General features: G+C 61.4%; 17 protein-coding genes. 11 read left to right on the top strand and 6 right to left on the bottom strand.

Annotated elements, in window-relative coordinates; genetic code table 11:
* Nucleotides 1-165: 165 nt before the first annotated feature.
* Both BLU85_RS08600 and BLU85_RS08595 read right to left on the bottom strand, forming a co-directional pair.
* Complete coding sequence (locus tag BLU85_RS08600) at nt 166-2,085, bottom strand: alkaline phosphatase D family protein (RefSeq protein WP_092205568.1); 1,920 nt, start codon at nt 2,083-2,085, stop codon at nt 166-168.
* 134 nt (nt 2,086-2,219) lie between these two features.
* Nucleotides 2,220-3,215 carry a TRAP transporter substrate-binding protein gene (locus tag BLU85_RS08595; protein ID WP_092205567.1) on the bottom strand — a complete coding sequence of 332 codons (996 nt, stop codon included), beginning with the start codon at nt 3,213-3,215 and terminating at the stop codon, nt 2,220-2,222.
* Between the two features lie 537 nt (nt 3,216-3,752).
* Here BLU85_RS08595 and BLU85_RS08590 point away from each other — a divergent pair.
* The 7 genes from BLU85_RS08590 to BLU85_RS08560 all read left to right on the top strand — a co-directional run bounded on the left by BLU85_RS08590 (nt 3,753) and on the right by BLU85_RS08560 (nt 11,062).
* On the top strand, nt 3,753-4,907 hold the full coding sequence (locus BLU85_RS08590; protein WP_060739132.1) for a mandelate racemase family protein: 1,155 nt from the start codon (nt 3,753-3,755) through the stop codon (nt 4,905-4,907).
* Nucleotides 4,908-4,978: 71 nt separating this feature from the next.
* Entirely contained in the window at nt 4,979-6,601 is a 1,623-nt protein-coding gene (locus BLU85_RS08585) for an ABC transporter substrate-binding protein (protein ID WP_092205565.1), read from the top strand.
* A 34-nt stretch (nt 6,602-6,635) separates the two neighbouring features.
* Nucleotides 6,636-7,676: an ABC transporter permease gene (locus BLU85_RS08580; RefSeq protein WP_092205564.1), complete on the top strand. Its 1,041-nt coding sequence runs from the start codon at nt 6,636-6,638 to the stop codon at nt 7,674-7,676.
* Nucleotides 7,673-8,581 (top strand): ABC transporter permease, encoded by a 909-nt coding sequence (locus BLU85_RS08575; RefSeq protein WP_092205563.1) that lies wholly within the window; start codon nt 7,673-7,675, stop codon nt 8,579-8,581. Before BLU85_RS08580 ends, BLU85_RS08575 begins: the two co-directional genes overlap by 4 nt.
* A 10-nt stretch (nt 8,582-8,591) precedes the next feature.
* A complete protein-coding gene (locus BLU85_RS08570; protein ID WP_092205562.1) occupies nt 8,592-9,431 on the top strand; it encodes an ABC transporter ATP-binding protein in 840 nt (279 codons plus the stop codon).
* Nucleotides 9,432-9,441: 10 nt separating this feature from the next.
* Nucleotides 9,442-10,209, top strand: a complete 768-nt coding sequence (locus BLU85_RS08565) for an ABC transporter ATP-binding protein (protein ID WP_092205561.1) — start codon at nt 9,442-9,444, stop codon at nt 10,207-10,209.
* A 130-nt stretch (nt 10,210-10,339) separates the two neighbouring features.
* A complete protein-coding gene (locus BLU85_RS08560) occupies nt 10,340-11,062 on the top strand; it encodes an oligogalacturonate-specific porin KdgM family protein (RefSeq protein WP_092205560.1) in 723 nt (240 codons plus the stop codon).
* A 127-nt stretch (nt 11,063-11,189) separates the two neighbouring features.
* On the opposite strand, the gene BLU85_RS08555 is transcribed toward BLU85_RS08560, so the two are convergent.
* On the bottom strand, nt 11,190-11,933 hold the full coding sequence (locus BLU85_RS08555; protein WP_092205559.1) for a FadR/GntR family transcriptional regulator: 744 nt from the start codon (nt 11,931-11,933) through the stop codon (nt 11,190-11,192).
* A 96-nt stretch (nt 11,934-12,029) separates the two neighbouring features.
* Between BLU85_RS08555 and BLU85_RS08550 the strand changes: the two genes are divergently transcribed.
* Nucleotides 12,030-12,743, top strand: a complete 714-nt coding sequence (locus BLU85_RS08550) for a FadR/GntR family transcriptional regulator (protein WP_092205558.1) — start codon at nt 12,030-12,032, stop codon at nt 12,741-12,743.
* A 249-nt stretch (nt 12,744-12,992) separates the two neighbouring features.
* Here BLU85_RS08550 and BLU85_RS08545 read toward each other — a convergent pair whose 3' ends face one another.
* Nucleotides 12,993-13,409 carry a VOC family protein gene (locus BLU85_RS08545; protein WP_072410941.1) on the bottom strand — a complete coding sequence of 139 codons (417 nt, stop codon included), beginning with the start codon at nt 13,407-13,409 and terminating at the stop codon, nt 12,993-12,995.
* A 148-nt stretch (nt 13,410-13,557) separates the two neighbouring features.
* On the opposite strand from BLU85_RS08545, the gene BLU85_RS08540 reads away from it, so the two are divergent.
* Nucleotides 13,558-14,262, top strand: coding sequence for a hypothetical protein (locus BLU85_RS08540; RefSeq protein ID WP_092205557.1), 705 nt, complete (start codon nt 13,558-13,560; stop codon nt 14,260-14,262).
* A gap of 90 nt (nt 14,263-14,352) precedes the next feature.
* Here BLU85_RS08540 and BLU85_RS08535 read toward each other — a convergent pair whose 3' ends face one another.
* Entirely contained in the window at nt 14,353-14,958 is a 606-nt protein-coding gene (locus BLU85_RS08535) for a hypothetical protein (RefSeq protein WP_256572915.1), read from the bottom strand.
* 84 nt (nt 14,959-15,042) lie between these two features.
* Here BLU85_RS08535 and BLU85_RS08530 point away from each other — a divergent pair, with 84 nt between their 5' ends.
* Nucleotides 15,043-15,588, top strand: a complete 546-nt coding sequence (locus BLU85_RS08530) for a DUF4256 domain-containing protein (protein WP_092205569.1) — start codon at nt 15,043-15,045, stop codon at nt 15,586-15,588.
* Nucleotides 15,589-15,716: 128 nt separating this feature from the next.
* Here BLU85_RS08530 and BLU85_RS08525 read toward each other — a convergent pair whose 3' ends face one another.
* Nucleotides 15,717-17,225 carry a hypothetical protein gene (locus BLU85_RS08525; protein WP_092205556.1) on the bottom strand — a complete coding sequence of 503 codons (1,509 nt, stop codon included), beginning with the start codon at nt 17,223-17,225 and terminating at the stop codon, nt 15,717-15,719.
* Between the two features lie 831 nt (nt 17,226-18,056).
* Here BLU85_RS08525 and BLU85_RS31110 point away from each other — a divergent pair.
* The coding region (locus tag BLU85_RS31110; protein WP_092205601.1) for a two-partner secretion domain-containing protein at nt 18,057-22,459 on the top strand (4,403 nt) is incomplete at its 3' end.

Genomic DNA, 22,459 nt, shown 5'->3' with positions numbered 1-22,459 from the left:
GTGCCGTCGTCATCGCGAGCAAGCTCGCTCCCACAGTTGTTTTGGTGTGACTGCAGATTTTGCATCCATCCCCAATCCCCTGTGGGAGCGAGCTTGCTCGCGATAGCGGAGTGCCAGGCAACTTATTTGGCGATTGATACACCGCTTTCGCGAGCAAGCCCGCTCCTACAATGTTTTCAGGCTGGTGGGGATTTTGGGGGGCAGCATGCGTGTCGGTGGTTGGCCGTTGGCGTTGTGTTGGTAGATCTTCGTGGGCTGGCCCTGTTCATTGAAGAACACCTGGCCAATGCCGGCGCTGTTCCACAGCCGTTCGCCCGCTTCGGCGTGTTCCGGGGTGTGGGGGACGATGCGCATGCTGCGGCGCTTGGTGAACCAGTTCAGGGGCGAGCGCGGGGAGTAGAGCCAACGGTTCAGGCGGTCGAACCATTCCAGTAGCACGGGCGGGAATTCATTCTTGATGCCGCTGCTGGTGATCTGCCAGATACGCGGGCCGCCCTTGCGGTGTGGGATCAGCACCTCGTAGACGAAGGAATAATGCACATCCCCTGACAGCACCACGTAATTACCCGGTGTACGCGAGTGTCGGAAAATGTTCAGGATCACCTGCGCCGCGCCGCGATGGGCCATCCAGTTTTCCGCGTCCACCAGCAACGGATAACCGCACCAACTGAACACCCGCTGCACGGTCTCGATCAGCTTTACGCCGAAGATCGGTGCCGGTGAGACGATGATGGCCGAGGGGTGATCCAACAATTCTTGCTGCAACTCGCTCAGGGCTTCCCAATCCAGCAGGCCGGAAGGTTGCTTGAGGTTGTTCTCGCTGCGCCAGCGACGGGTGCGGGTGTCGAGCACCACCAGGGCCGGCGTGCTCGGCAGTACGTAATGCCACTGCTGGAAACCCAGCAGGGTGTCGATCAATTGGTCCTGTGGTTCGCTGTCGAGGTAGCGATCTCGGGCGGTGTCGCTCAAGGCCAGGGTTTGCGGGAGCACGTCCGCAAAGGCATCCGGGTTGTTACCCCAGCCTTGGCAGAGCATGTAGGCGATCAAGGCGTTGCCGATGATGCGCTTGGAGAACGGATGGCCGTAGGCTGTTTCCTCCCACTGCGCGGACAGATTCCAGTCATCGGTAATGTCGTGGTCGTCGAAAATCATCAGGCATGACAAGTGCGCAAATACCCGCGCCACGCCGTCCAGCCCGGTCTTGAACGCGTCGATGCGTCGCTGCTCCAGGTCGTAGCGCTGGCGCCGCTCGACGGTCAGTTCGGGGGGCTGCACAGTGATCAGTGTCCAGGGCACCGGCGACCACACCAGCAGATACATCGCCATCACCTCGGCGAAGGTCACCAGGTGATTGTCGGCGCTGCTGCTGGTGAAGATCGGCTTGCGCGCCCCGCCGAAAAAGCGCTCGCGCAGGGTTTCGTTGCTCTCCAGTGCCGGCAGCAAATCGGCGCGATGGTAATAACTGGCCGGGTGTCGGTAGAGCTTGGCGCTGTCTTCCACGACGGCGCCGTCCAGGCATTCCTCGAACAGCCCCAAGCGTTCGATCAGCCCGTGAATCGCCCGCAGCATGGGCCCGGCGACGTCGTCGGCATAGACCTGGTCACCACTCATCATCAACAGTGCCGGGCGTTGCGCCGGGTCTTGCGCGAGCAGACGGTCGACGCAGAGCAGGCCGTCGTTGGCCGGGTAGTGGGGTTTGCGGCAGGAACCGTGGACCAATTGCTCGATACGCGAATGCAGCAGGAAGTTCGGGCACTGAGCACCGTCATACAACAGATGCGGCGCCCACTCGGCGATGGGCGCACCGTCCACCAGCAGGTCGTAGTCAATCGCCACGTCCTGGGGCAGGGGGGCGTCGAGCGTCACATCGATCAAGTGCACAAACGCCCGCTGCCCCACCGGCACCACGGTGCAACGTGATGCATCGAGTGCCAGGTCGCCGACACCGTCAATGCGCAGCGTCAACGCCAACGCTCGTGTGCCCACCAGCCACATCACCAGGCGCGCAGGCTCCAGCCGCCGCAAGAGCGGGCCGACCAGGACAGGGGGCAGGGCAAGGGTGATATCGGGGGTGGACGACAGCATCAGCGGAAAAAGCTCTGTTCAGGGAGAGGCGGGGATCATAACGCAATGTGCTGTGCGGCTGGGGATAGGGTGGCGGGCACTGTTGTGGCGAGGGAGCAAGCTCCCGCCACGGGAAAGTGTCAAGCCTGGCGATGTCACTGGGCGCTGTTGGAGGCCTCGGCCGCCTTGATCAGGTCCGGACCGATCTCTTTCTCGAACTTCGCCCATACCGGTTTCATTCGTTCGCGCCAGACACTGCGCTCTTGCGGTGTGAGGGTGATGATCTCGGTGGTCTTGGCGTCCAGGACGTGCTGCTTGTCCTGTTGGTTGAAGCGTTCCGCTTCCTGGTTGGTATGGGCAGTGGATTCGACCACGATCTTCTCCAGCTCGCTGCGGATATCCGGCGGCAGGCCGTTCCAGAAGTCCGACGTGGTGATCAACATGTAGTCGAGTATGCCGTGGTTGGATTCGGTGACGTATTGCTGCACCTCATTGAGCTTCTGGTTGTAGAAGTTCGAATAGGTGTTTTCCGTGCCGTTGACCAGGCCGGTACGCAGCCCCTGGTACACCACCGAGAAAATCATCGGTTTGGCCTTGGCATCCACCGCCTTGAACTGCTCCTCCAGCACCGCGGAGGTCTGTATCCGGAACGTCAGGCCACGGGCATCCTCAGGGGTACGCAATGGCTTGTTGGCCGACAGCTGCTTCATGCCGTTGTGCCAATAGGCCAGGCCGGTGACGTTCTTGCTTTCCATGGACTTGAGCAGTTTCTGGCCCTCGGGGCTTTGCTGGAAACGGTCTACTGCGGCGATGTCGTCGAATAGAAAGGGTAAGTCGAACAGCTGCACGGTCTTGGTGTACTGATCGAACTTGGCCAGTGACCGCGCAATGATCTGCACCTCTCCCAGAAGCAGGGCTTCCATCTCCTTGTCATCGCCGTACAGCGTGGAGTTGGGGTAGACCTCGACCTTCACCTTGCCCGGCAGTCGCTCTTCCGCCAGCTTCTTGAACATCAGCGCGCCCTGGCCCTTGGGCGTTTGGTCGCCTACCACGTGGGAGAACTTGATGACGATCGGCTCAGCCGCCATGACCGTGCCCCACACGCCGAAAGCCAGAGTGCAGGCGAACGCTTTCCATACAGGTTTGAGCATTGCGAAATTCCCTTTGCCTTTACATTCATCGTACGGGCCTCTTCGGAACCCGACGTACAGCGGACAACGTCAAGTCTAGGAGAAAAATCATCCTCCGCTGGATGACGTGTTCCGTCGGGCAAACCATCGGGCTTCTGCGGGGTGGGAGCGGGTGTTCACTGGTCCTGCACCCATCACAGCCGCCCCCCCCCTGTGGGAGCGAGCTTGCTCGCGATGATGGCGGCGCCTCCAACATCATTGGCCCAGGCACGCCGCTATCGCGAGCAAGCTCGCTCCCACAATTTTTATTCTCCCGCCTCGGTTTCCAGTCCTCCCGCCATCGTGGCCCTCCCGGGGCGAGTCGTATTGTTTTTGTTGTGTGGTATGACGACATTCTAAATTTTCCTCTGGGAGAATAATCCAATTTCTCTAGCTAGCCCCAGTATTTCGTAATTTTTATTGATTTTGTGGGTTGACAGCCCGCGTGAAACGTCAGAATAATCCGCTGCGTTGTATGACGACATACAAATAAACAATAACAACAGGGTGCACCCTTCTATGAGAATCACAGGCGTTCACGTCGAAGTCTTTTCCACCCCTTCGCGCCGTGCCCAGGACAGCGCCGGTCACGCCCATCCGGGTGATGAGGTCATGATCAAGATGGCCTTGCTGCGAATCGGCTGCGACGATGGCAGCGAGGGTTATGCCTTTGGCCCGCCTGAGTTGATTCGTCCGCACATCATCGAATCCTTCGTGCGCAAAGTGCTGGTGGGCCGCGATCCGATGGACCGTGAAAGCATCTGGCAAGACCTGGCGCACTGGCAGCGCGGCAGCGCCGGGCAGTTCACCGACCGGGCGCTGGCGCTGGTGGAGCAGGCGTTGTGGGATCTGGCCGGGCGCAAGCTCAAGTTGCCGGTGCATAAGCTGATTGGCGGTTATCGCGACAAGGTCCCGGCGTATGGCTCGACGATGTGCGGCGACGATTTGCCGGGCGGGTTGTCGACGCCGGACGAGTACGGCCAATTTGCCGAGAAACTGGTGCAGCGCGGCTACAAGGCCATCAAGTTGCACACCTGGATGCCGCCGATATCCTTCGCCCCGAATCCACAAATGGACATCCAGGCCTGCGCCGCCGTGCGTGAGGCGGTGGGGCCCGACATCGCGCTGATGCTCGACGGTTACCACTGGTACAGCCGCATGGATGCGCTGACCATTGGCAAGGCCCTGCAAAAGCTGAATTTCGCCTGGTTCGAAGAGCCGATGATGGAAGATTCCGCAGAGTCCTATGCCTGGCTGGCCGCCAACCTGGACATCCCGGTGTTAGGCCCGGAGAGCATCGCCGGCAAGTTCCACAGCCGCGCCAGTTGGGTCACCCAGAAGTCCTGTGACATCCTGCGCGCCGGCGTGGCCGGGGTCGGGGGTATCGGGCCGTGCCTGAAGGTGGCGCACCTGGCCGAGTCGTTCGGCATGGATTGCGAGGTCCACGGCAATGGCGCGGCGAACCTGGCGGTGGTCGGGGCGATCAGCAACTGCCGCTGGTACGAGCGCGGCCTGCTGCACCCGTTCCTCGACTATGAAGACGTCCCGGCGCACCTCAACAGTATCGTCGACCCCATGGACGCCGACGGTTTTGTCCACCTGTCCGACCGGCCGGGGTTGGGCGAGGACATCAACTTCGCGTATATCGAGGCCAACACCTTGTCCCGACATTGATCCTGTTCCACGCCTGAGGTCGATGGCTGCCCGGGCGACAAGTCTTTATAAATATAAGAAAGGACTGAACCATGAATCTCTGGCCCAAGCGCCTGACCCGGCTGCTGTGTGTCACCGTGGCCCTGTGCGCAGTGCAGGTGCCCGTCAGCCTGGCCCAAGGCGAAACGCCCCCCGACCAATTGGTGGTGGGCATGAGCATGATCAACCTGCTGTCCCTGGACCCTGCCGCGGCGACGGGGCTGGAGGTCGCCGAGGTAAACGCCAACGTCTACGACATGCTCCTGGAGCAGGACGCGGCGCAGCCGGACACGCTGATTCCGGCCCTGGCGAAAACCTGGGACGTCAGCCCCGACCGCATGCGCCTGACCTTCCAATTGCGCGACGACGTGCGTTTTCACTCCGGTGCACCGCTCACCGCCCAAGACGTCGCCTGGTCGTTGCAGCGCGTCGTCACCCTCAACCGCGCCCTGGCTTCCACCTGGAAAGCCTACGGTTTCACCGCCGACAACGTCGTCCAACTGATGCGTGCCGAAGGGCCGCACACCTTTGTCATGGAGTTGCCACGCGTCACTGACCCGATGCTGGTGCTCAACACCCTGGCCACCTCTCCCAGTGCCTTTATCATCGATCGCTCGGTCGCCTTGCAACATCAAGTCGGTGACGATCAGGGGGCGGCGTGGCTGGCGACGCATACGGCCGGCTCCGGTGCGTTCAAGCTCGACATCTGGCGGGCCAACGACGTGATCCTGATGAGTCGCAATGACGACTATTGGCGCGGCGCGGCGAAGTTGCGCCGGGTGATCATGCGCAACATGACCGAGTCCCAGGCCCTGCGGCTGATGGTCGAGCGCGGTGACCTGGACGTCGCCCGCGGCATGGCCGCCACCGACATCAAGGCGTTGGGCAAGGTCGATGAAGTGCGCATCCAGAGCATTGCCCGCGGCACGCTGTACTACGTGGCGATGAGCATGCAGCAACCATTGTTCCAAGACATCCGCGTACGCCAGGCCATCCGCCTGCTGATCGACTACCAGGGCATCAACGACGTGGTCATGCCGCACTACGGCGTGATCAACCAGCGGCCCTTGCAGTTGGGGCTGCCGGCACGCCTGGACGATCCGGGCTATCGCCTGGACGTGGCCGAAGCCAAGCGCCTGTTGGCGGCGGCCGGGCATGCCGAAGGCTTCAAGGTGACCATCCGTTCACTGACCGATCCGCCGTTCATCAACATCGCCACCAGCCTGCAAGCGACGCTGGCCCAGGCGGGGATCCAGGCGACGATCATCACTGGCACCGGCAACCAGATCTATGGCGCGATGCGCGACCGCCAGTTCGACATCCTCGTCGGTCGTGGCGGCGGTGGCGCGGAGCGGCATCCGCATTCGAGCCTGCGGGCCCTGGTGTACAACCCGGACAACCGCACCGAAGCCAAGTTGAGCAACTTCCAGGGCTGGCGCACCTCGTTCTTCGACCCGCAGCTCAATCAACTGATCGAGCAAGCCGAGCGCGAACGTGACCCCGAGCGCCAGCGCGAAATCTATGGGCAGATCCAGACTCTCTACGACCAACAGGCCGGGGCGATCATGCCGGTCTCACAGATGGTGGACGAAGTGGTGATCCACGCGGATGTGCGCAACTACATCGGCCACACCGCCGCCACCACGCGCCTTCGGGACGTCTACAAGCAGCGCTGAAATCGACGGCCGCACGGCCAAGGCAGGAATGAACATGTCGACTGCATCCTTTTCAATCTGGACCACCCGGGCCGCTTCGGCGACCCGGCGCGGCGGCTCGGTGGCGGTGACGCTGCTGGGGTTGCTGCTACTGACCTTCTTCATCGGTAGGGTCATGCCCCTGGACCCGGTGCTGGCCATCGTCGGCCCGGACGCCGACGCTTCGGCCTACGCCCAGGTGTACCAGGAGCTGGGCCTGGACAAGCCGTTGTGGACCCAGTTCGCGATCTACCTGGGCGACCTGCTCCGCGGTGATTTCGGCATGGCCTTGTTGACCGGCAACCCGGTCATTACCGACATCGCCCGGGTCTTCCCGGCGACGTTGGAACTGGCGACCCTGGCCATCCTGTTCGGCGTGCTGGCGGGCTTGCCGCTGGGCGTCTACGCGGCGACGCATCAGGGCAGTGCCGGTGACCATGTCGCGCGGCTGATCACCCTGTTCGGTTATTCCACGCCGATTTTCTGGATCGGCATGATGGCCTTCCTGGTGTTCTACGCCTGGCTGGGTTGGGCTGGCGGCGTCGGGCGGATCGGCCTGGCCTATGACGGGCTGATCCCGAAACACACAGGATTGTTGTTGATCGATACCGCCTGGTCCGGCGACTGGGAGGCCTTTCGCAGCGCGCTGCGGCACATTCTGTTGCCGGCGGTGATCCTCAGTTTCAACTCGGTCGCCTACATCAGCCGCATGACTCGCAGCTTCATGCTCGAGCAACTGTCCCAGGAGTACATCATCACCGCCCGGGTCAAGGGCTTGTCCCAGCGCCGCATCGTCTGGGGCCATGCCTTCGGCAACATTCGCGTGCAGTTGCTGACCATCGTCGCGCTGGCTTATGGCGGCCTGCTGGAAGGTGCGGTGCTGATCGAAACCGTGTTCGCCTGGCCGGGCTTCGGCCAGTACCTGACCAGCAGTTTGCTGCTCGGCGACATGAACGCGGTGATGGCCTGCGTCCTGCTGATCGGCCTCATCTTCGTGACGCTGAACCTGATCAGCGATGCGCTGTACAAGATCTTCGACCCGAGGACTCGCTCATGAACCTGCCCCTTGCTTCCAGCGCAGCCGGCAGTACCGCGCTGCCCGCTTCGAGTACGGCAGCGCTGGTCGCCAGCACCGTGCGCCTGCTGCGTTTTTTGCTGCGCAACCCGATGACCTTCGCCGGCCTGATCGTCGTCGCGACCCTGATGCTGGTCGCGGTCTTCGCCCCCTGGATCGCCGGCCACGATCCGCTACTGCAGAACCTCGCCGGGGCCTTGCAGGCACCCAGCAGCGTGCACTGGTTCGGCACCGACGAATACGGTCGCGATGTCTTCGCCCGGCTGGTGTATGGCTCGCGCATCACCTTGTACATCGTCTTGCTGGTGACCGTGATCGTCGGCCCCATCGGCCTGTTGGTCGGCACGGTTTCCGGCTACTTCGGCGGTTGGGTCGACAGCCTGTTCATGCGCATCACCGACATCTTCATCTCGTTCCCCAGCCTGGTCCTGGCGCTGGCGTTCATCGCCGCCCTCGGCCCGGGATTGGAGCATGCGGTCATCGCCATCGCACTCACGGCCTGGCCGCCGATTGCGCGTCTGGCGCGGGCCGAAACACTGCCGCTGCGCAACGCTGACTTCGTCGTCGCGGTGCAGCTCCAGGGCGCGTCGAGCACCCGCATCATCCTGCGCCACATCATCCCGATGTGCCTGTCGTCGGTGATTATCCGCCTGACCATGAACATGGCGAGCATCATCCTCACCGCTGCGGCCCTGGGCTTTCTCGGCCTTGGCGCCCAGGCACCGTTGCCGGAGTGGGGCGCGATGATCTCCACCGGGCGGCGCTACATGCTCGAAAGCTGGTGGCTGGTGGCGGCGCCCGGTGCGGCGATCATGCTGGTCAGCCTGGCCTTCAACCTGTTGGGCGACGGCTTGCGCGACGTCCTCGACCCACGCAGCCAATCCTGAGGAACAGCCCATGACTGAGATAAAACTGGCGGTACAGGACTTGTGCGTGGAGTTTCGCCACGCCGGCAAAACCTCACAGGCGGTGCGTGATGTGTCGTTCACGTTGGGGCGAGAAAAACTCGCCATTGTCGGCGAGTCCGGCTCGGGCAAGTCCACCGTCGGCCGCAGCCTTCTGCGCCTGCATCCGCCGACGGCGCGGGTCACCGCCAAGACCTTGCGCTTCGCCGATATCGACCTGTTGGCCGCCAGCGAAAAGCAGATCCAGGCGATTCGCGGCGCGCGCATGTCGATGATCATGCAAGACCCGAAATACTCGCTGAACCCGGTGGTGCGGGTTGGCGAACAAATCGCCGAGGCGTACCTGGCCCATCACAAGGTGCCCCATCGCGAAGCGCGCGAACGGGCCCTGGACATGCTCGCCAAGGTGCACATCCGCGATCCCCGGCGGGTCTACGACCTCTACCCCCACGAGGTCTCGGGCGGCATGGGCCAGCGGATCATGATCGCCATGATGGTGATCACCGATCCCCAGGTGATCATCGCCGACGAACCCACTTCGGCGTTGGACGTGTCGGTGCGCCGGCAGGTGCTCAACGTGCTGGAGGAGTTGGTCAGCGAGCGTGACCTGGGGCTGATCTTCATCAGTCACGACCTGAACCTGGTGCGGCATTTCTGTGACCGCGTGCTGGTGATGTACGCCGGCCGCGTGGTCGAGTCGATTGCCGCCGCCGACCTGGATCACGCCACCCACCCCTATACCCAAGGCCTGTTGGCCGCGTTGCCGAGCCTGGACCATCCGCGTGCCACGCTGCCGGTGTTGCAGCGTGACCCACTCTGGTTGAACGCTTGAGGAGCCTGTCATGAGCATGATTGAAATCGCCGGCCTGAACCTCAGTTTCGGCACCGGCGCGGCATTGAACGCGGTATTGCACGACGTCGATTTGAGCGTCGCCGAAGGCGAGGCATTCGGCCTGGTGGGGGAGTCCGGTTCGGGCAAGACCACCGTGCTGCGCTGCCTGGCCGGGCAGTACCAGCATTGGAGCGGACAACTGCGGGTCGCCGGCCAGGCCGTGACGCGCAACCTGCCGCTGAACCACTACCGCACGGTGCAGATGGTGTTCCAGGACCCGTATGCCTCGTTGCATCCGCGCTACACCATCGACGCCGCGTTGCAGGAACCGCTGCGCATCCATGGCATCGATGGGCGGGGGCAGAAGGTCAGCGAGATCCTGCGCAAGGTCGGCTTGAACGACAGTTTTCGCTTCCGTTATCCGCACCAGTTGTCCGGTGGTCAGCGCCAGCGGGTGGCGATCGCCCGTGCATTGATCCTGCGGCCCCGGGTGCTGTTGCTGGACGAGCCGACCTCGGCACTGGACGTCTCGGTGCAGGCGGAAATCCTCAACCTGCTGGCCGACTTGCGTCGCCAGGAAGGGTTGACCTACCTGATGGTCACCCACGATCTGGCGGTGGTGGCGCATTTGTGTGATCGGCTGGCGGTGATGCAGCAGGGCCGGGTGGTGGAGACGCTCGACAGCCATCTGCTGGCGAGCGATGGCGCCACCCATGCGTACACCCGCTTGCTGGTGCAAGCCAGTCGGGACATACAGCGAATACCTATCGCTGTTTGAGGTAACTCGTTCGTTGCACGTGTTTTAACCCGTAGAAGACGTTGAACCGCAGATTTCAATGCCGCGCTCGCGCTCGCCTGCGATTTGCCGTTCAACCCAACTAATGACTCAACTAACAAGAATAAAAAACATGAAAAAGACACTCGTCGCGCTGTCCCTCGCTTCCTTGTTCACTTCGGTCGTTGCCATGGCCGATACCGGCTATATCAACGTACGCCACCAGTATGCGGAACAAACCCGCATGCATGCCGACCGCGCCAAGTTTGGCATGCGGCTGGACAACGGCGTGGGGCTGGAAGGGGAACTCAAATACAAGACCGCCGGTGATCGCGAAGACGTTGCCTTCGACAACACCGTCGGCAGCGGCCATGAATTCACCGTCAACTACCAGCACAAGCTCAATGATCGCTGGACGCTGACGCCCTCGTTCGCCATGGAAAGCGACGAGGAATCCACCACCTACAAGCTGGGCATGCGCCTGGGCTACAAGATCACCAAGGAGCTGAGTATCGCCGGACGCTACCGCTACGACTCCTCCAAGCTCGACCGTGACAAGGTCGACCATGACGTGCCGGACAACGGCCAGGACGACCAGAAGATCCATCGCTACGACGTGTACATCAACTACGCGAACCAGGGGCCGTGGGCGTATGAATATCAATTGACGTACTTCGATGCCAACTACATCCGTTATAACGGCGGCACCGACGACTATGAACAGAATGCCGTGGTCAAGTACAAGTGGGACAAACGCTGGGCGCCGTTCTTTGAAGTGGGCGATATCAAAGTCAACTCCGTCGACAGTGATCGCCAACTGCGTCTGCGGGTCGGTATTCAATACAACTTTTTCTAAGTTGTCGAAGCACCGGGGTCAACTTGTGGGAGCGAGCTTGCTCGCGATGGCGGTGTGTCAGCCACATCCATGTTGGCTGATCCGCCGCTATCGCGAGCAAGCTCGCTCCCACAGGGGAGGGCAGGGATTACTCGTTGTAGAACGCCTGGCGCTGTTGCGTTTCACACAGGCGCATGCGGCTGTTGCTCAAGTGCAGGTACATGGCCGCCCGCGCCGCGTCGACATTGCCGCTGGCGATGGCGTCGAAGATCTGCTGGTGTTCGGCGTTGATCCCCTGCAGGTAAGCACTGCGGTCACTTTGCCCGGAATAGGCGGAGTTCATCCGGGTACGCGGGATCAGCTTCGTGCCCAGGTGCTTCATGATATCGATCAGGTAGTAATTGCCGGCGGCCTTGGCGATTTTCAGGTGGAACTGGAAGTCGGCATTGATGGTGGTGCCGGATTTTTCCGGCCCTTGCAGCAATGCGTCCAGCGCCTGGGCCAGTTCGGCCAGGGCTTCGGGGGTTGCGCGTTCGGCGGCCATGCCGGCGGCCTGGACTTCCAGGCTCAGGCGAAACTCCAGCAGGTTGAGCACATCGGACAACGTGGCAATCGTCGCCGGCCCCAAGGTGAAGCCCTCCGGTGCTGGCATGTCGAGGACAAAGGTGCCGACGCCATGGCGCGTCTCCACCAGCCCCGCCGCCTGCAAGCGCGACAGCGCTTCGCGCACCACCGAACGACTGACCCCTTCGGCCTCCATGATATGCACTTCGGTGGGGAGCTTTTCGCCGCACTTGAGGATGCCGTCGCGCATGCGCTGGGCGAAGCGGTCGACCAGGGTTTCGGCGAGGCGGCGTGGCTTGTTCAGTGGAGATAACGCTTGATCCGTCATCGGCTTGCTCTTGGGTGATCAGCGGGCATTATAGTGAGTTTTAGCGCAAGGTCGCGGCTATAATGCCGCGATCGTCTGGCTTTAATGGATAGTGCAATGGACCGTGTCACACCCGATCGACGCCTGAGCATGACTCAACAACTGGTGATCGACCTGACGCAGCAGATACTGGCCGGCGAACTGCCCGCGGGCAGCAAGTTGCCCACCGAACAAGTCATCATCAAGGAACGCGGCGTCAGCCGGACGGTGGTTCGCGAAGCCATGTCGCGGCTCCAGGCCGAAGGGTTGGTGGAAACCCGTCACGGCATCGGCACCTTCGTGGTGGACACCGCCCGCCCAGGGGATTTCCAGGGCAGCAAACACGTCAAGGGCGGGGCCTACGATGCGCTCGCCGTGATCGAACTGCGCCTGAGCCTGGAAGTGGAAGCGGCCGGCATCGCCGCGCAACGGGCCACGCCGGAGCAGTTGCAGGCGATGCGTGAAGCGCTCGACGCGGCGAATGCTTTTGACCCAACGGATGACGAAAGCGCCCGGGTCGATTTCGAATTCCATCTGCAGATCGCCCAGTGCACCGGCAACAGCTTTTTCATCGACGCCATGGCCCATGTGGGCAATACGTTGATCGCCGTGGTGCAACAGGCCGGACCGGCGGTGACGGATGAAAATCGGGCGTTGGTGGTGCGTGAGCGGGAGCAGGTCTACGCGGCGTTGGCGCGGCACGATGCGCAAGCGGCGCGGGCGTCGATGCGGTTGCATTTGATCAATATGCAGCAGCGGGTTCGAGGTGTGGTCGAGTTGACGGCGCAATAACCTCCACCGCAGAACATTGTGGGAGCGAGCTTGCTCGCGATAGCGGTGTGTCAGCCACATCGGTGTTGACTGATCCGCCGCTTTCGCGAGCAAGCTCGCTCCCACAGTTTTTGATCTCGGGTGTCTGCAAATGCTGTGTCCACCACCGCCCCCCTGTGGGAGCGAGCTTGCTCGCGATGACGCCGGCACGGTCAACATCACCGATCCAGACAGGCCGCTTTCGCGAGCAAGCTCGCACAGGGATGAAGCTCAGGGCTCCAGCGCCGGGCCCTTCAACTCGATCTGGTTGCCGTCCGGATCGAAGCAGTAAATCGACCAGCCCTTGCCCTCCGCGCCATAGCGCATCTGCGCTTTCTCAACGGTCAGGCCAGCTGAGGCCAAATGCGCGAGAAGGGCTGGTTCATCAAACGGCTCGATACGCAGGCACAAGTGATCGACGTTGTGCCCCTGCTTTCCCGCTGCCGGACCGCCCTGGCGACCGAGAGGCCCGTCCACGGCAACCAGATCAATCATCGAAACACCGGTGCCCAGATGAAGCATGCCAAGATCGTCCCGGCGCTTCTTCAGCTCGCAACCGAGCACCGATGTGTAGAAAGCGAGGCTGCGCTCGAGGTCCTTTACGCGCAGGACGATGTGGTCGATGCGTTGAATCGTGAAGTTCTTCATACGGGCCTCATGTGCTCAGTGATGGACGCCAGGGTTACTTCACCTTAGCCATTCATGCTGGAATGGCGTTGCAACAACAATCTGTGGGCGCGAGCGTGCTCGCGATGACGCCATTTTAGCCACCACCCATGCCTGGACACGCCACCTCATGATGAAATGGTTCAAGACCCTCACCCGGACGGATGCCATTGCAACACTGGCCTTGATCGTATCCATCGCCTCTGCCTATTTCAGCTACCAGCAATACCAGGACAGCGTCGCCAGCCGTAGAACCCCGATCATCATCCGGGTCGGCGCTGAACACAGCACCGTGTCGTTCTACAAACCCTTCGCCGATTTCCCGTCCGTGCTCTTCAAGCAGCGCTACAAAATCATTCTCACCAACAACAGTTTCAACCCGGAAAGTGTCATCGACTGGCGCATCTGGGAGCGCAGGGAAAATGGCGGCGGGGAGTATGCCGGTATGAAATCCAAGCTCCTCGATTCCACGGGAACACCGATCGCCTTGCCTTTCCTGATCGCCGCGAAAGAAAGCAAAGTGGTCTTCCTGGACATTGGCCAGAAAGTCACGCCAGAGGCGTGGGCGGCGGTGGGCTCAAGTGTGAAGTTTGATAAGGAGATGGACTGGTTCGAGGCAGACCGGATTTTTTCCGATGCGGGCTTTCCGCTGTTCGGGCAGCTCACGCCCGGGGAGAGCTCCAAGTACCAGGACCTGCAAGTCAACCGCTGGCTGGCCGGGCCGGCCTATCAGGAGTTTCAGTTGAACTTCAGCAAGGCCGATGGCTATGAAGTGGCGGCCCAGTTGTCGTTGAATGTCAGTGATGTTTATCCACAGGGCGAGGCGCAGCGGTAGTTCCAATGTCATGCTGAGGCCGCCAGTCAGACGTTAAAACAATATTTACACACGCTATCAGGGCGGCTGATAGCGTGCGGAAAACCTGATTCAATCGAGGCTGAAGGCTTCTTGAATGGTCCTGATCAAACGGTCGCCGTTCACACCTTTGTAAGCTTGGGGATTTGACGCGAGCTCAGCGGGCACTTGATTTAGAAACGCCTTCAAATCGAGCGCCAATCGTTCAGGTAGCTGGGCCATTCCTTCAGTTAGACCGACAGCCAGTACGATCACGTCTCTGAAGTGCTTTTTGATATCGCGACTGTCCACGGCAATGCCTTGTTCAAGCAGCGCCTTCTTGTTAAGCCAGGCATGGGCTTTGAGGGGAACGAGCCGATCAGCACCGATGTGGCTGATATCCTGGGTGTGATCCACGCCGGCCAGGAGAAAGGCGTAGTACTCATCATCAAGAATGATCGCAGACAGGCTGGCGGCTTGCTCCTCAACGGGGACCTTGGTCATTCTGGCCGCTTCTTCATGCTCCAGGCCATCCGGCACTCGGGAAAATAGCTCGACCTGAACGGGAAAGGATTTGTCCTCAGGATTCTGGAAACGATAAAAAACCGGCGAGTCCCCACTGCTGTCACCATTCTGGCGAATTGCATAGCCGCCGTCCTTGATGAACTTCCAGAACTGCCCGACGAACGCACGATCCATATTGGTTTCTGACCTCCCGCCTCAATGGGGTTGCTACGCTGGTACTGCCAAGATTTGGAACCGGCCACCAACGGACCCAAAACCATGAAAAAACAGGATCAGGAAAACCTTCTCCAAACTTTGAAAGCCCGCTTCGAACAAAACCCCCACCGCCACCCAGGTATCCCATGGGCCGATGTCCAGGCCAGGTTGGAAGGCAACCTTAACGTCCTGAAGGCCCTCCAAGCCATGGAAGCCACCGGCGGCGAACCGGACGTGATCGGCCACAATAAAGAGACCGGCGTTGTCACCTTCTGCGATTGCGCCAAAGAAAGCCCAACCGGCCGCAGAAGCCTCTGCTACGACCGCGCGGCCCTGGACGCTCGCAAGGAGAACAAGCCAACGGGCAGCGCGGTTGAAATGGCCGAAGCGATGGGCATCGCCCTGTTGACGGAAGATCAGTACCGAGCGCTGCAGGAGTTGGGGGAATTCGATGCCAAGACTTCCAGCTGGCTGGCGACCCCCCCTGAGCTTCGTGCCCTCGGCGGGGCGATTTTCGGTGACTTTCGTTATGGCCGGGTGTTCGTTTACCACAACGGTGTGCAGTCGTATTACGCGGCGCGAGGGTTTCGCGGGTTGCTGCGGGTTTGAGCCCATTCACTAGAGGGCGCTAAGGAACTGTGGCGAGGGGATAAATCCCCTCGCCACAAATCACGCATGCCATTGAAAAATGGTAGCGAGGCAGTCCGCTGTGTTTTTCTGAGGGCGGCAGAGATCCATCACTCGAAAACCAATCTCTCACACCCTTTGGCCTCAACCATCTGCTCAAACACCGGCAACCGCGCGACAAACTCCGTCTCGAACGCCAGATACCGATCCTGCGCCGCCAAGTAACGAATCTCCGGCTTTACCCGCGCAATATCCTTGGAAGACAGCTTCACCACCTCATGGCTGCGCTGATTCCAAAACCACGCCAAGGTCTGTGTGCCGAACGTATTCGTCCGGTAATTCCACACCCACCAATCCCCATGCCCCCGGGCAACATGAAGCTGCCCATGAAAGGTGCGCAACGTGATGACTTGCTTGGGCTGGGTGACCAGCAAGCGCGTGTCCTGGCGCAGTTCACTGCCGAAACCGTCTAGCGTCGCCTTGGTCTGGGCGCCGGTCATGAAGTTGAAGCGCCACGCCAACAGCACCGTCTCCTGATAACCCGAATGCTCGACGTTCTGCCGCGCGCCTTCGCTGAACAGCAGGATCTCGTCACCCCCCAGGTAAGCCGTTGACGCCCTGAGTCTATAGCCCTCGGCAGGCATCGCCCGGGCGACGATGGCTTGTTGTGGTGAGTCTTGATTCCAGACCCAGCACTTCGGCTCGTTGTGCTGCATGAACAGCAAACGGCGAGGGCCGATGGGCAGGATCGTCAGTTCATCCGCGTCCTCGAAAATCACGTCGCTGCTGTCCGCCGTGATCCGCCAGACCCGCGTCAAATGCTTGGGTTCGTAGATACGTTGACGTTCGAATATCTCCGAGCCCAGCACCACGCAGGGCTGTTCAAACTCCGGCCATTGCACCCCGGCCGGCCCGAACGCCGCGATCTCATCGCCTTGACGAATTTCGTATTGGTAGCGGTCGTCCGCACTGTAATCGCCGCGTATGACCCGACGTTTCCACAGGCTGCGCCGGGCATCGGCATCGATGAGCTGAAGGTCCGCGCCGTCCACGCCATCGGTCCGGTGTTCGAGCATGTCCTGCTCGGCGGGCGGCCATGGGTTGTAATCGATCAGAAAGCACAGCCACTGGTCGTCGTCCTGCTCGGTGATGGCGGCCCAACCGTTGCGGTAGTTGTATTCATGGACATAGGTGGCGCCGGGATAGTCATGGACTTCCTGCAGCCACTTCACCTTGCTGCGCTTGGGTTTGGCCGGCTTGCGTTCGACGGCGGCAGGCTTGGGCGGCTCGATCAAACTCGCCGTGAACCTCGGTTCGCCGTGCTGGCCCTGCCAGTGACGGGCAAAGGCCTCGCGCTGAGTGACCGGGACAATCACCGGCCGATAATCATCGCCGCCGGCATCCAGGTTCCACAAGTCATAACCCTGCCCCCCCAACACCGGCGCCAGTGCCTCGAAACAGACCTCGGGCATCTCGTTGGACAGCTCATCCAACAACGCCTCGAACCCCGGACCGGCAAACACACCGATGTCGGGATAGTAATGCTGCAACAGCCCGAGCAAGTCGCTGCCCGGTGTTTTCCAATCGATATGAACCAACGGATCGAATTGCGATTGCATCACGCCTGTCTTCCCTGTGGTTTCTCTGCGGCCATCTTAGCTGCACACCGCCGACCTTGAGCAAACGAATAAATCCGTGGCGATGGGCACAGTCCACTGTGGGAGCGAGCTTGCTCGCGATAGGGCCGGGTCAGGCAACATCAGTGGCGTCTGGTTTGCCGCCATCGCGAGCAAGCTCGCTCCCACAGTTTTGATCGGGGCGTGCGCAAATGCTGCGTTCGCCACAATTTCCATGTGGGAGCGAGCTTGCTCGCGATAGGGCCGGGTCAGGCAACATCAGTGGCGTCTGGTTTGCCGCCATCGCGAGCAAGCTCGCTCCCACAGTTTTGATCGGGGCGTGCGCAAATGCTGCGTTCGCCACAATTTCCATGTGGGAGCGAGCTTGCTCGCGATAGGGCCGGGTCAGGCAACATCAGTGGCGTCTGGTTTGCCGCCATCGCGAGCAAGCTCGCTCCCACAGTTTTGATCGGGGCGTGCGCAAATGCTGCGTTCGCCACAATTTCCATGTGGGAGCGAGCTTGCTCGCGATAGGGCCGGGCCAGGCAACATCAATGGTGGCTGGTGTACCGCTATCGCGAGCAAGCTCGCTCCCACAGGTATTCCAGTGTCGAGCACCCTCCAGATCAAAAAAAATTCACTCAATCCCCTCAATCAAAAGCCGTGGGTGCTCCAGCAAAGGTATCACCCCGCTTACCGCGGACATGATGGAACGGAGCACTTTGGGATTTCGAGCCGTCATCCGTCCGGATGCGGTTTTCCATTTGATTGTTTGATTGCGAACCGCCTGATCATCGTGGCGCGGCCAGCCGTATTAAGGATGAGTGAACAAAAATGAACCGAGCTTACCGAGTAGTCTGGAATGCTGTGTTGGGCGCGTGGCAGGTGGCATCAGAGTTGGTCAAAAGCCAAGGCAAAGACAAAAGCCGCAGATCCCTCAGCCTGGTCATTGGCGTGGGCGGCGGCGTCTTCGCTTCGGTTGCCACGGCGGGAGCGTTACCGTCGGGCGGCAATATCGTGGCGGGTAACGGCAGCATTCATCAGAACGGCAACAACATGGCCATTCATCAGGGCAGCGATAAGCTCGCGATTGACTGGCAAAGCTTCTCCGTCGGCAAAGGCAACACCGTCCAGTTCGTCCAGCCGGGCGCGGCGTCTGTCGCATTGAACCGCGTGCTGGGCTCGGATGTGTCGGTGATTCAGGGCGCGCTGAAAGCCAACGGCCAGGTATTCTTGGTCAACCCCAACGGCGTCCTGTTTACACCCAGTGCGCAGGTTGATGTAGGCGGCCTGGTCGCCTCCACGCTCAACATGACCACGGAAGATTTCCTTGCGGGCAACTACCGTTTCAGTGGCAACAGCGCCGCCTCGGTGGTCAACCAGGGCAACATCAATGCCGCGCAAGGCGGCACCATTGCCCTGATCGCCGCGAAAATCGTCAACGAAGGCAACATCACCGCGAACAAGGGCAATGTGCTGCTGGGCGCCGGCAGTGTCGTGACACTCGACCTGGGTGGGCCGGTGCAGTTGGAAGTGAAAGAGGGTGCGCTTCAAGCGTTGATCGAAAACGGCGGCGCCATTCGTGCCGATGCCGGTCGTATCCTGCTGACCGCCCGTGCGGCGGAAACCCTGGCGAGCACCGTCATCAACAACACCGGTTTGATCGAAGCCCGTTCCCTGGATATCGGTGAAAACGGCGTGGTGACGCTGATGGGGGATCAGGGCGGTGTGCAAGTCGCCGGGCGTATCGATGTGTCCTCCGATAGCGGCAAGGGCGGCAAGATTGTCGTGACCGGCGACCGTATCGCGATCAACGGCGGCGCTGAACTCGACGCCACCGGCGCCAAGGGCGGCGGCGACATTTATGTGGGCGGTAGCTGGCAAGGCAAGGACCCGGCGATCAAACAGGCCAGCCAGACCACCATCGCCGCCGGAGCCGTGCTCGATGCATCGGCGACCGACAACGGCAAGGGCGGTACCGTGGTGGCCTGGTCGGATACCAAGAAGCCGGGCAGCGTGACGCGGGTGGAGGGCACGCTGAAAGCCACCGGCGGTGCCAAGGGCGGCGACGGCGGCAAGATCGAGACCAGCGGCGCCAAGTTGGCGGTGAGCAAAGCCGCCGATGCTTCGGCCAAGAACGGCAAGGGTGGCTTGTGGTTGCTCGACCCGGACAGTGTCACGGTGGGGCCGGGTAATGGAGGGCTGACAGGCGGCGCCAACGGACAAGCCGCCACGGTCGGTTTCGACGCGATCGACACCGCCCTGGCCGGCGGCACTGATGTGGCAATCAAGGCCGACAACACCATTCACTGGAACGGCGACTACACCCCGCAGGGCATCAGCGGTGACCGGACGCTGACGTTGCAGTCGGGACACGACGACGGCGCAACAGGCCGTTATGTCTTCGGCAATATCTTCCTCAACGGCGATATCGACGCCAGCGGCGCAGGCAATGGCAACAGCCTGGCGTTGATTCTCAACGGCAAAATCGCGCTCAACACCGACGTCAGTTTGAAGAGCAACGGTGGCAATGTCGTATTTGCCGGCGTGGTGGACTCCGATGCGGTGGCCAACAACCGCCAACTGCGCGTCGATGCCGGTTCGGGCTCGATCATCTTCAGCGACATGGTCGGCGGTAACAGCGCGCTGGGCGCTCTGTATGCGACCACCAGCGGCGCCGGCAAGACGTTTATCAACGGCGCAAAAGTCTTCACCAGCGGCGAGCAGGTCTACACCGGTGCGGTTGAGCTGGGCACGTCGCAATTCCTGAACGCCGACTTCGAAAATGGCCTGGTCGGGTGGAAGACGTCCATCGACCAGTTCTTCACGGGCGTCACCGTGGTGGATGGCGTGGTCTCGCCGAATGACCCGACGTTGCCGACGACCTCGCCAACGAACGGCAGTGCGCCGAGCGTTTCCCCTGGCGACCAGGGCAACATGAATTACAAACCCCTCACCCCGGTCGCCGCCGCTGGCCAAGGCAAGGACGGCGGCGCCGCGCTGCTGCTGGGGACCGAGAATACCTCCAACTGCCTCAACGCACCCGCTGGCTGCATCATGCGCGGCCCTTCGGTCGTGAGCGAGGGCACGGTCTCCCTGGCCGCCGGAGAAAAGGTCAGCTTCGATTACAAACCGGTCGCGGGCGGCGATACCTACGATGTCTTCGGCTACCTGTTGAACGTCAATACCGGCGAATACCAAATCATCTTGAATGAAACGGGCAACGGCACGGGCGCGGTGAATTGGCAAAGCCACACGGCGACGGCTGACAGGGCCGGCACGTACAAATTCGTGTTCGTCTCGGGCAGTTTCGACCAGACCGCCGGCAAGCAGGTCGGTGGCTCGCTGTACGTTGACAACATCAAGACCGAAACCTCGGGCAGCAAGGGCCTGCAAGGCAGTTCCATCACGTTCAACGGCAGCCTCAACAGCACCGACAACAACCTGGCCATCAAGGCGGACGACATCAACTTCAATGGCGGCGTCGGCAGTGTCACCGGCAATGGGAACATCACCCTTGAGACCAACACGCCGAGCAAAAACATCGCAGTGGGCGGCAGCACAGGCGACGCCCCCGGTTCGTTGGAACTGACCGGCACCGACATCAGCGCACTGGGCGACGGGTTCACCTCCGTCAACATCGGCGGCGCGGACATGACCGGTGACATCAACATCATCGAAGCGACCCGCATCAACGACAACCTCGTCCTCAATGCCGGCACCGGCAATATCCACATCAACGACCAACTGACCGTGGCCGACGCCCCAGGCACCGGTAACGATGACACCAAGCCGGCTCCCGTCCTGGTGTTGCAGAGCAATGGTGGCAAGGTCGACCAGACCGCCGGCGGCGCCATTGTCGCCGATGGCCTGGTGCTGCTGGGCGATGGCGCCACCCATGATCTCGACAACGCGGCCAACGACGTCAACACCATCGCCAGCGACACCGGCACGGTCAGCTTTGCCGATGTCGATGACCTGACCGTCGGCGTTGTAACCATTCCCGATAGCCAGACCCCGACAAACCCGCAAGGCGTGCCGGTCGCCGGCATGACCCAGACCGGCGACCTGAAGCTTGTCGCGGACACCCTTACGGTCGGCCAGGCCCTGATCACCCAGGGCGATACGAGCCTGACCGCCGACGAAATCGATCTCGCCGCGAGCGTTTCCGGTAACGGCAGCCTTACCCTGCAGCAGAAGACCGATGGCCTGGACATCCACCTGGGCGGCAGCGATGACCCGGAGGTGACCGGGCCTAACGATCCGTTGGTGCTGTCCGACGCTGACCTGGCCAACATCCAGGATGGCTTCGACAAGGTCGTCATCGGCAACGACAAGACGCGCAACATCACCGTCGACGATGAAGGCGCGACGTTCAAGGACGATCTGGCCCTGGTCGCCAACGGTGTCCTGGATCTGCTGGGCGATCTGATGCTCAAGGATCCCGAAGGCACCGACGAAGACGGCACCACCGGCAAGGGGCTGACGTTGAGCGTCGATGCGGGCAAAGGTGCGACTCAGGGAACTGGCGCGACCATTACCGCAGACGAATTGGCCTTGCGCGGCGAAGGCGACTTCCAGCTGGGCAAGGGCGGGCATGACGTGGGTGTCATCGCCGCCGATGTCGGCAGCCTGGCATTTGCCGGCAACGGCAACCTGACGGTGGGTACCGTGGACGGCACCGTGGGGATTACCTCCGATGAGGCGGTCACCTTGAAAACCGATCACGACCTGACGTTGGTAAAAGGCATCACCATAGAAAATGGCCCACGGGACGATGCCAGCCAGGGTCAGACCCGTGCCGACGACATCATCACCCTGGAAGTGGCGGGCAACACCACCCAGTCCGGCGACGCCGGGGCCAAGCTGGATGCCAGCGGCCTGGTGCTGCTGGGCGGCAATTACGCGCTGGGCAATACCGGCAACGTGATTGGCGATATCGCCAGCGCGGCGGGCAAGGTCCAATTCAACAACAGCGCAGACCTCAAGGTGGGTTCGCTGACCGCGACCCATGCCGACGGCACGCAGACAACCCTCACCGGCGTGAACAACACCGGCGACGTCAGCATCGGCACCCAAGGTGACTTGGCGATCGACGAAGGGCTGGCCACCAGTGGCAACGTGTTCCTCAATGTCGATGGCAAGACCACCCAGAATGCTATCGGCAACATCACCGCTGACGGCCTGGCCCTCAATGGCGGCGACTTCGAGTTGCGCAACAACGGCAACGTGGTGGG

Source organism: Pseudomonas sp. NFACC14 (assembly GCF_900106885.1).
In the GTDB taxonomy this organism is placed as follows: Bacteria; Pseudomonadota; Gammaproteobacteria; order Pseudomonadales; family Pseudomonadaceae; genus Aquipseudomonas; species Aquipseudomonas fluorescens_AA.
The sequence above is the reverse complement of the archived record's forward strand: the minus strand, read 5'-3'. Positions and strand labels throughout refer to the sequence as shown.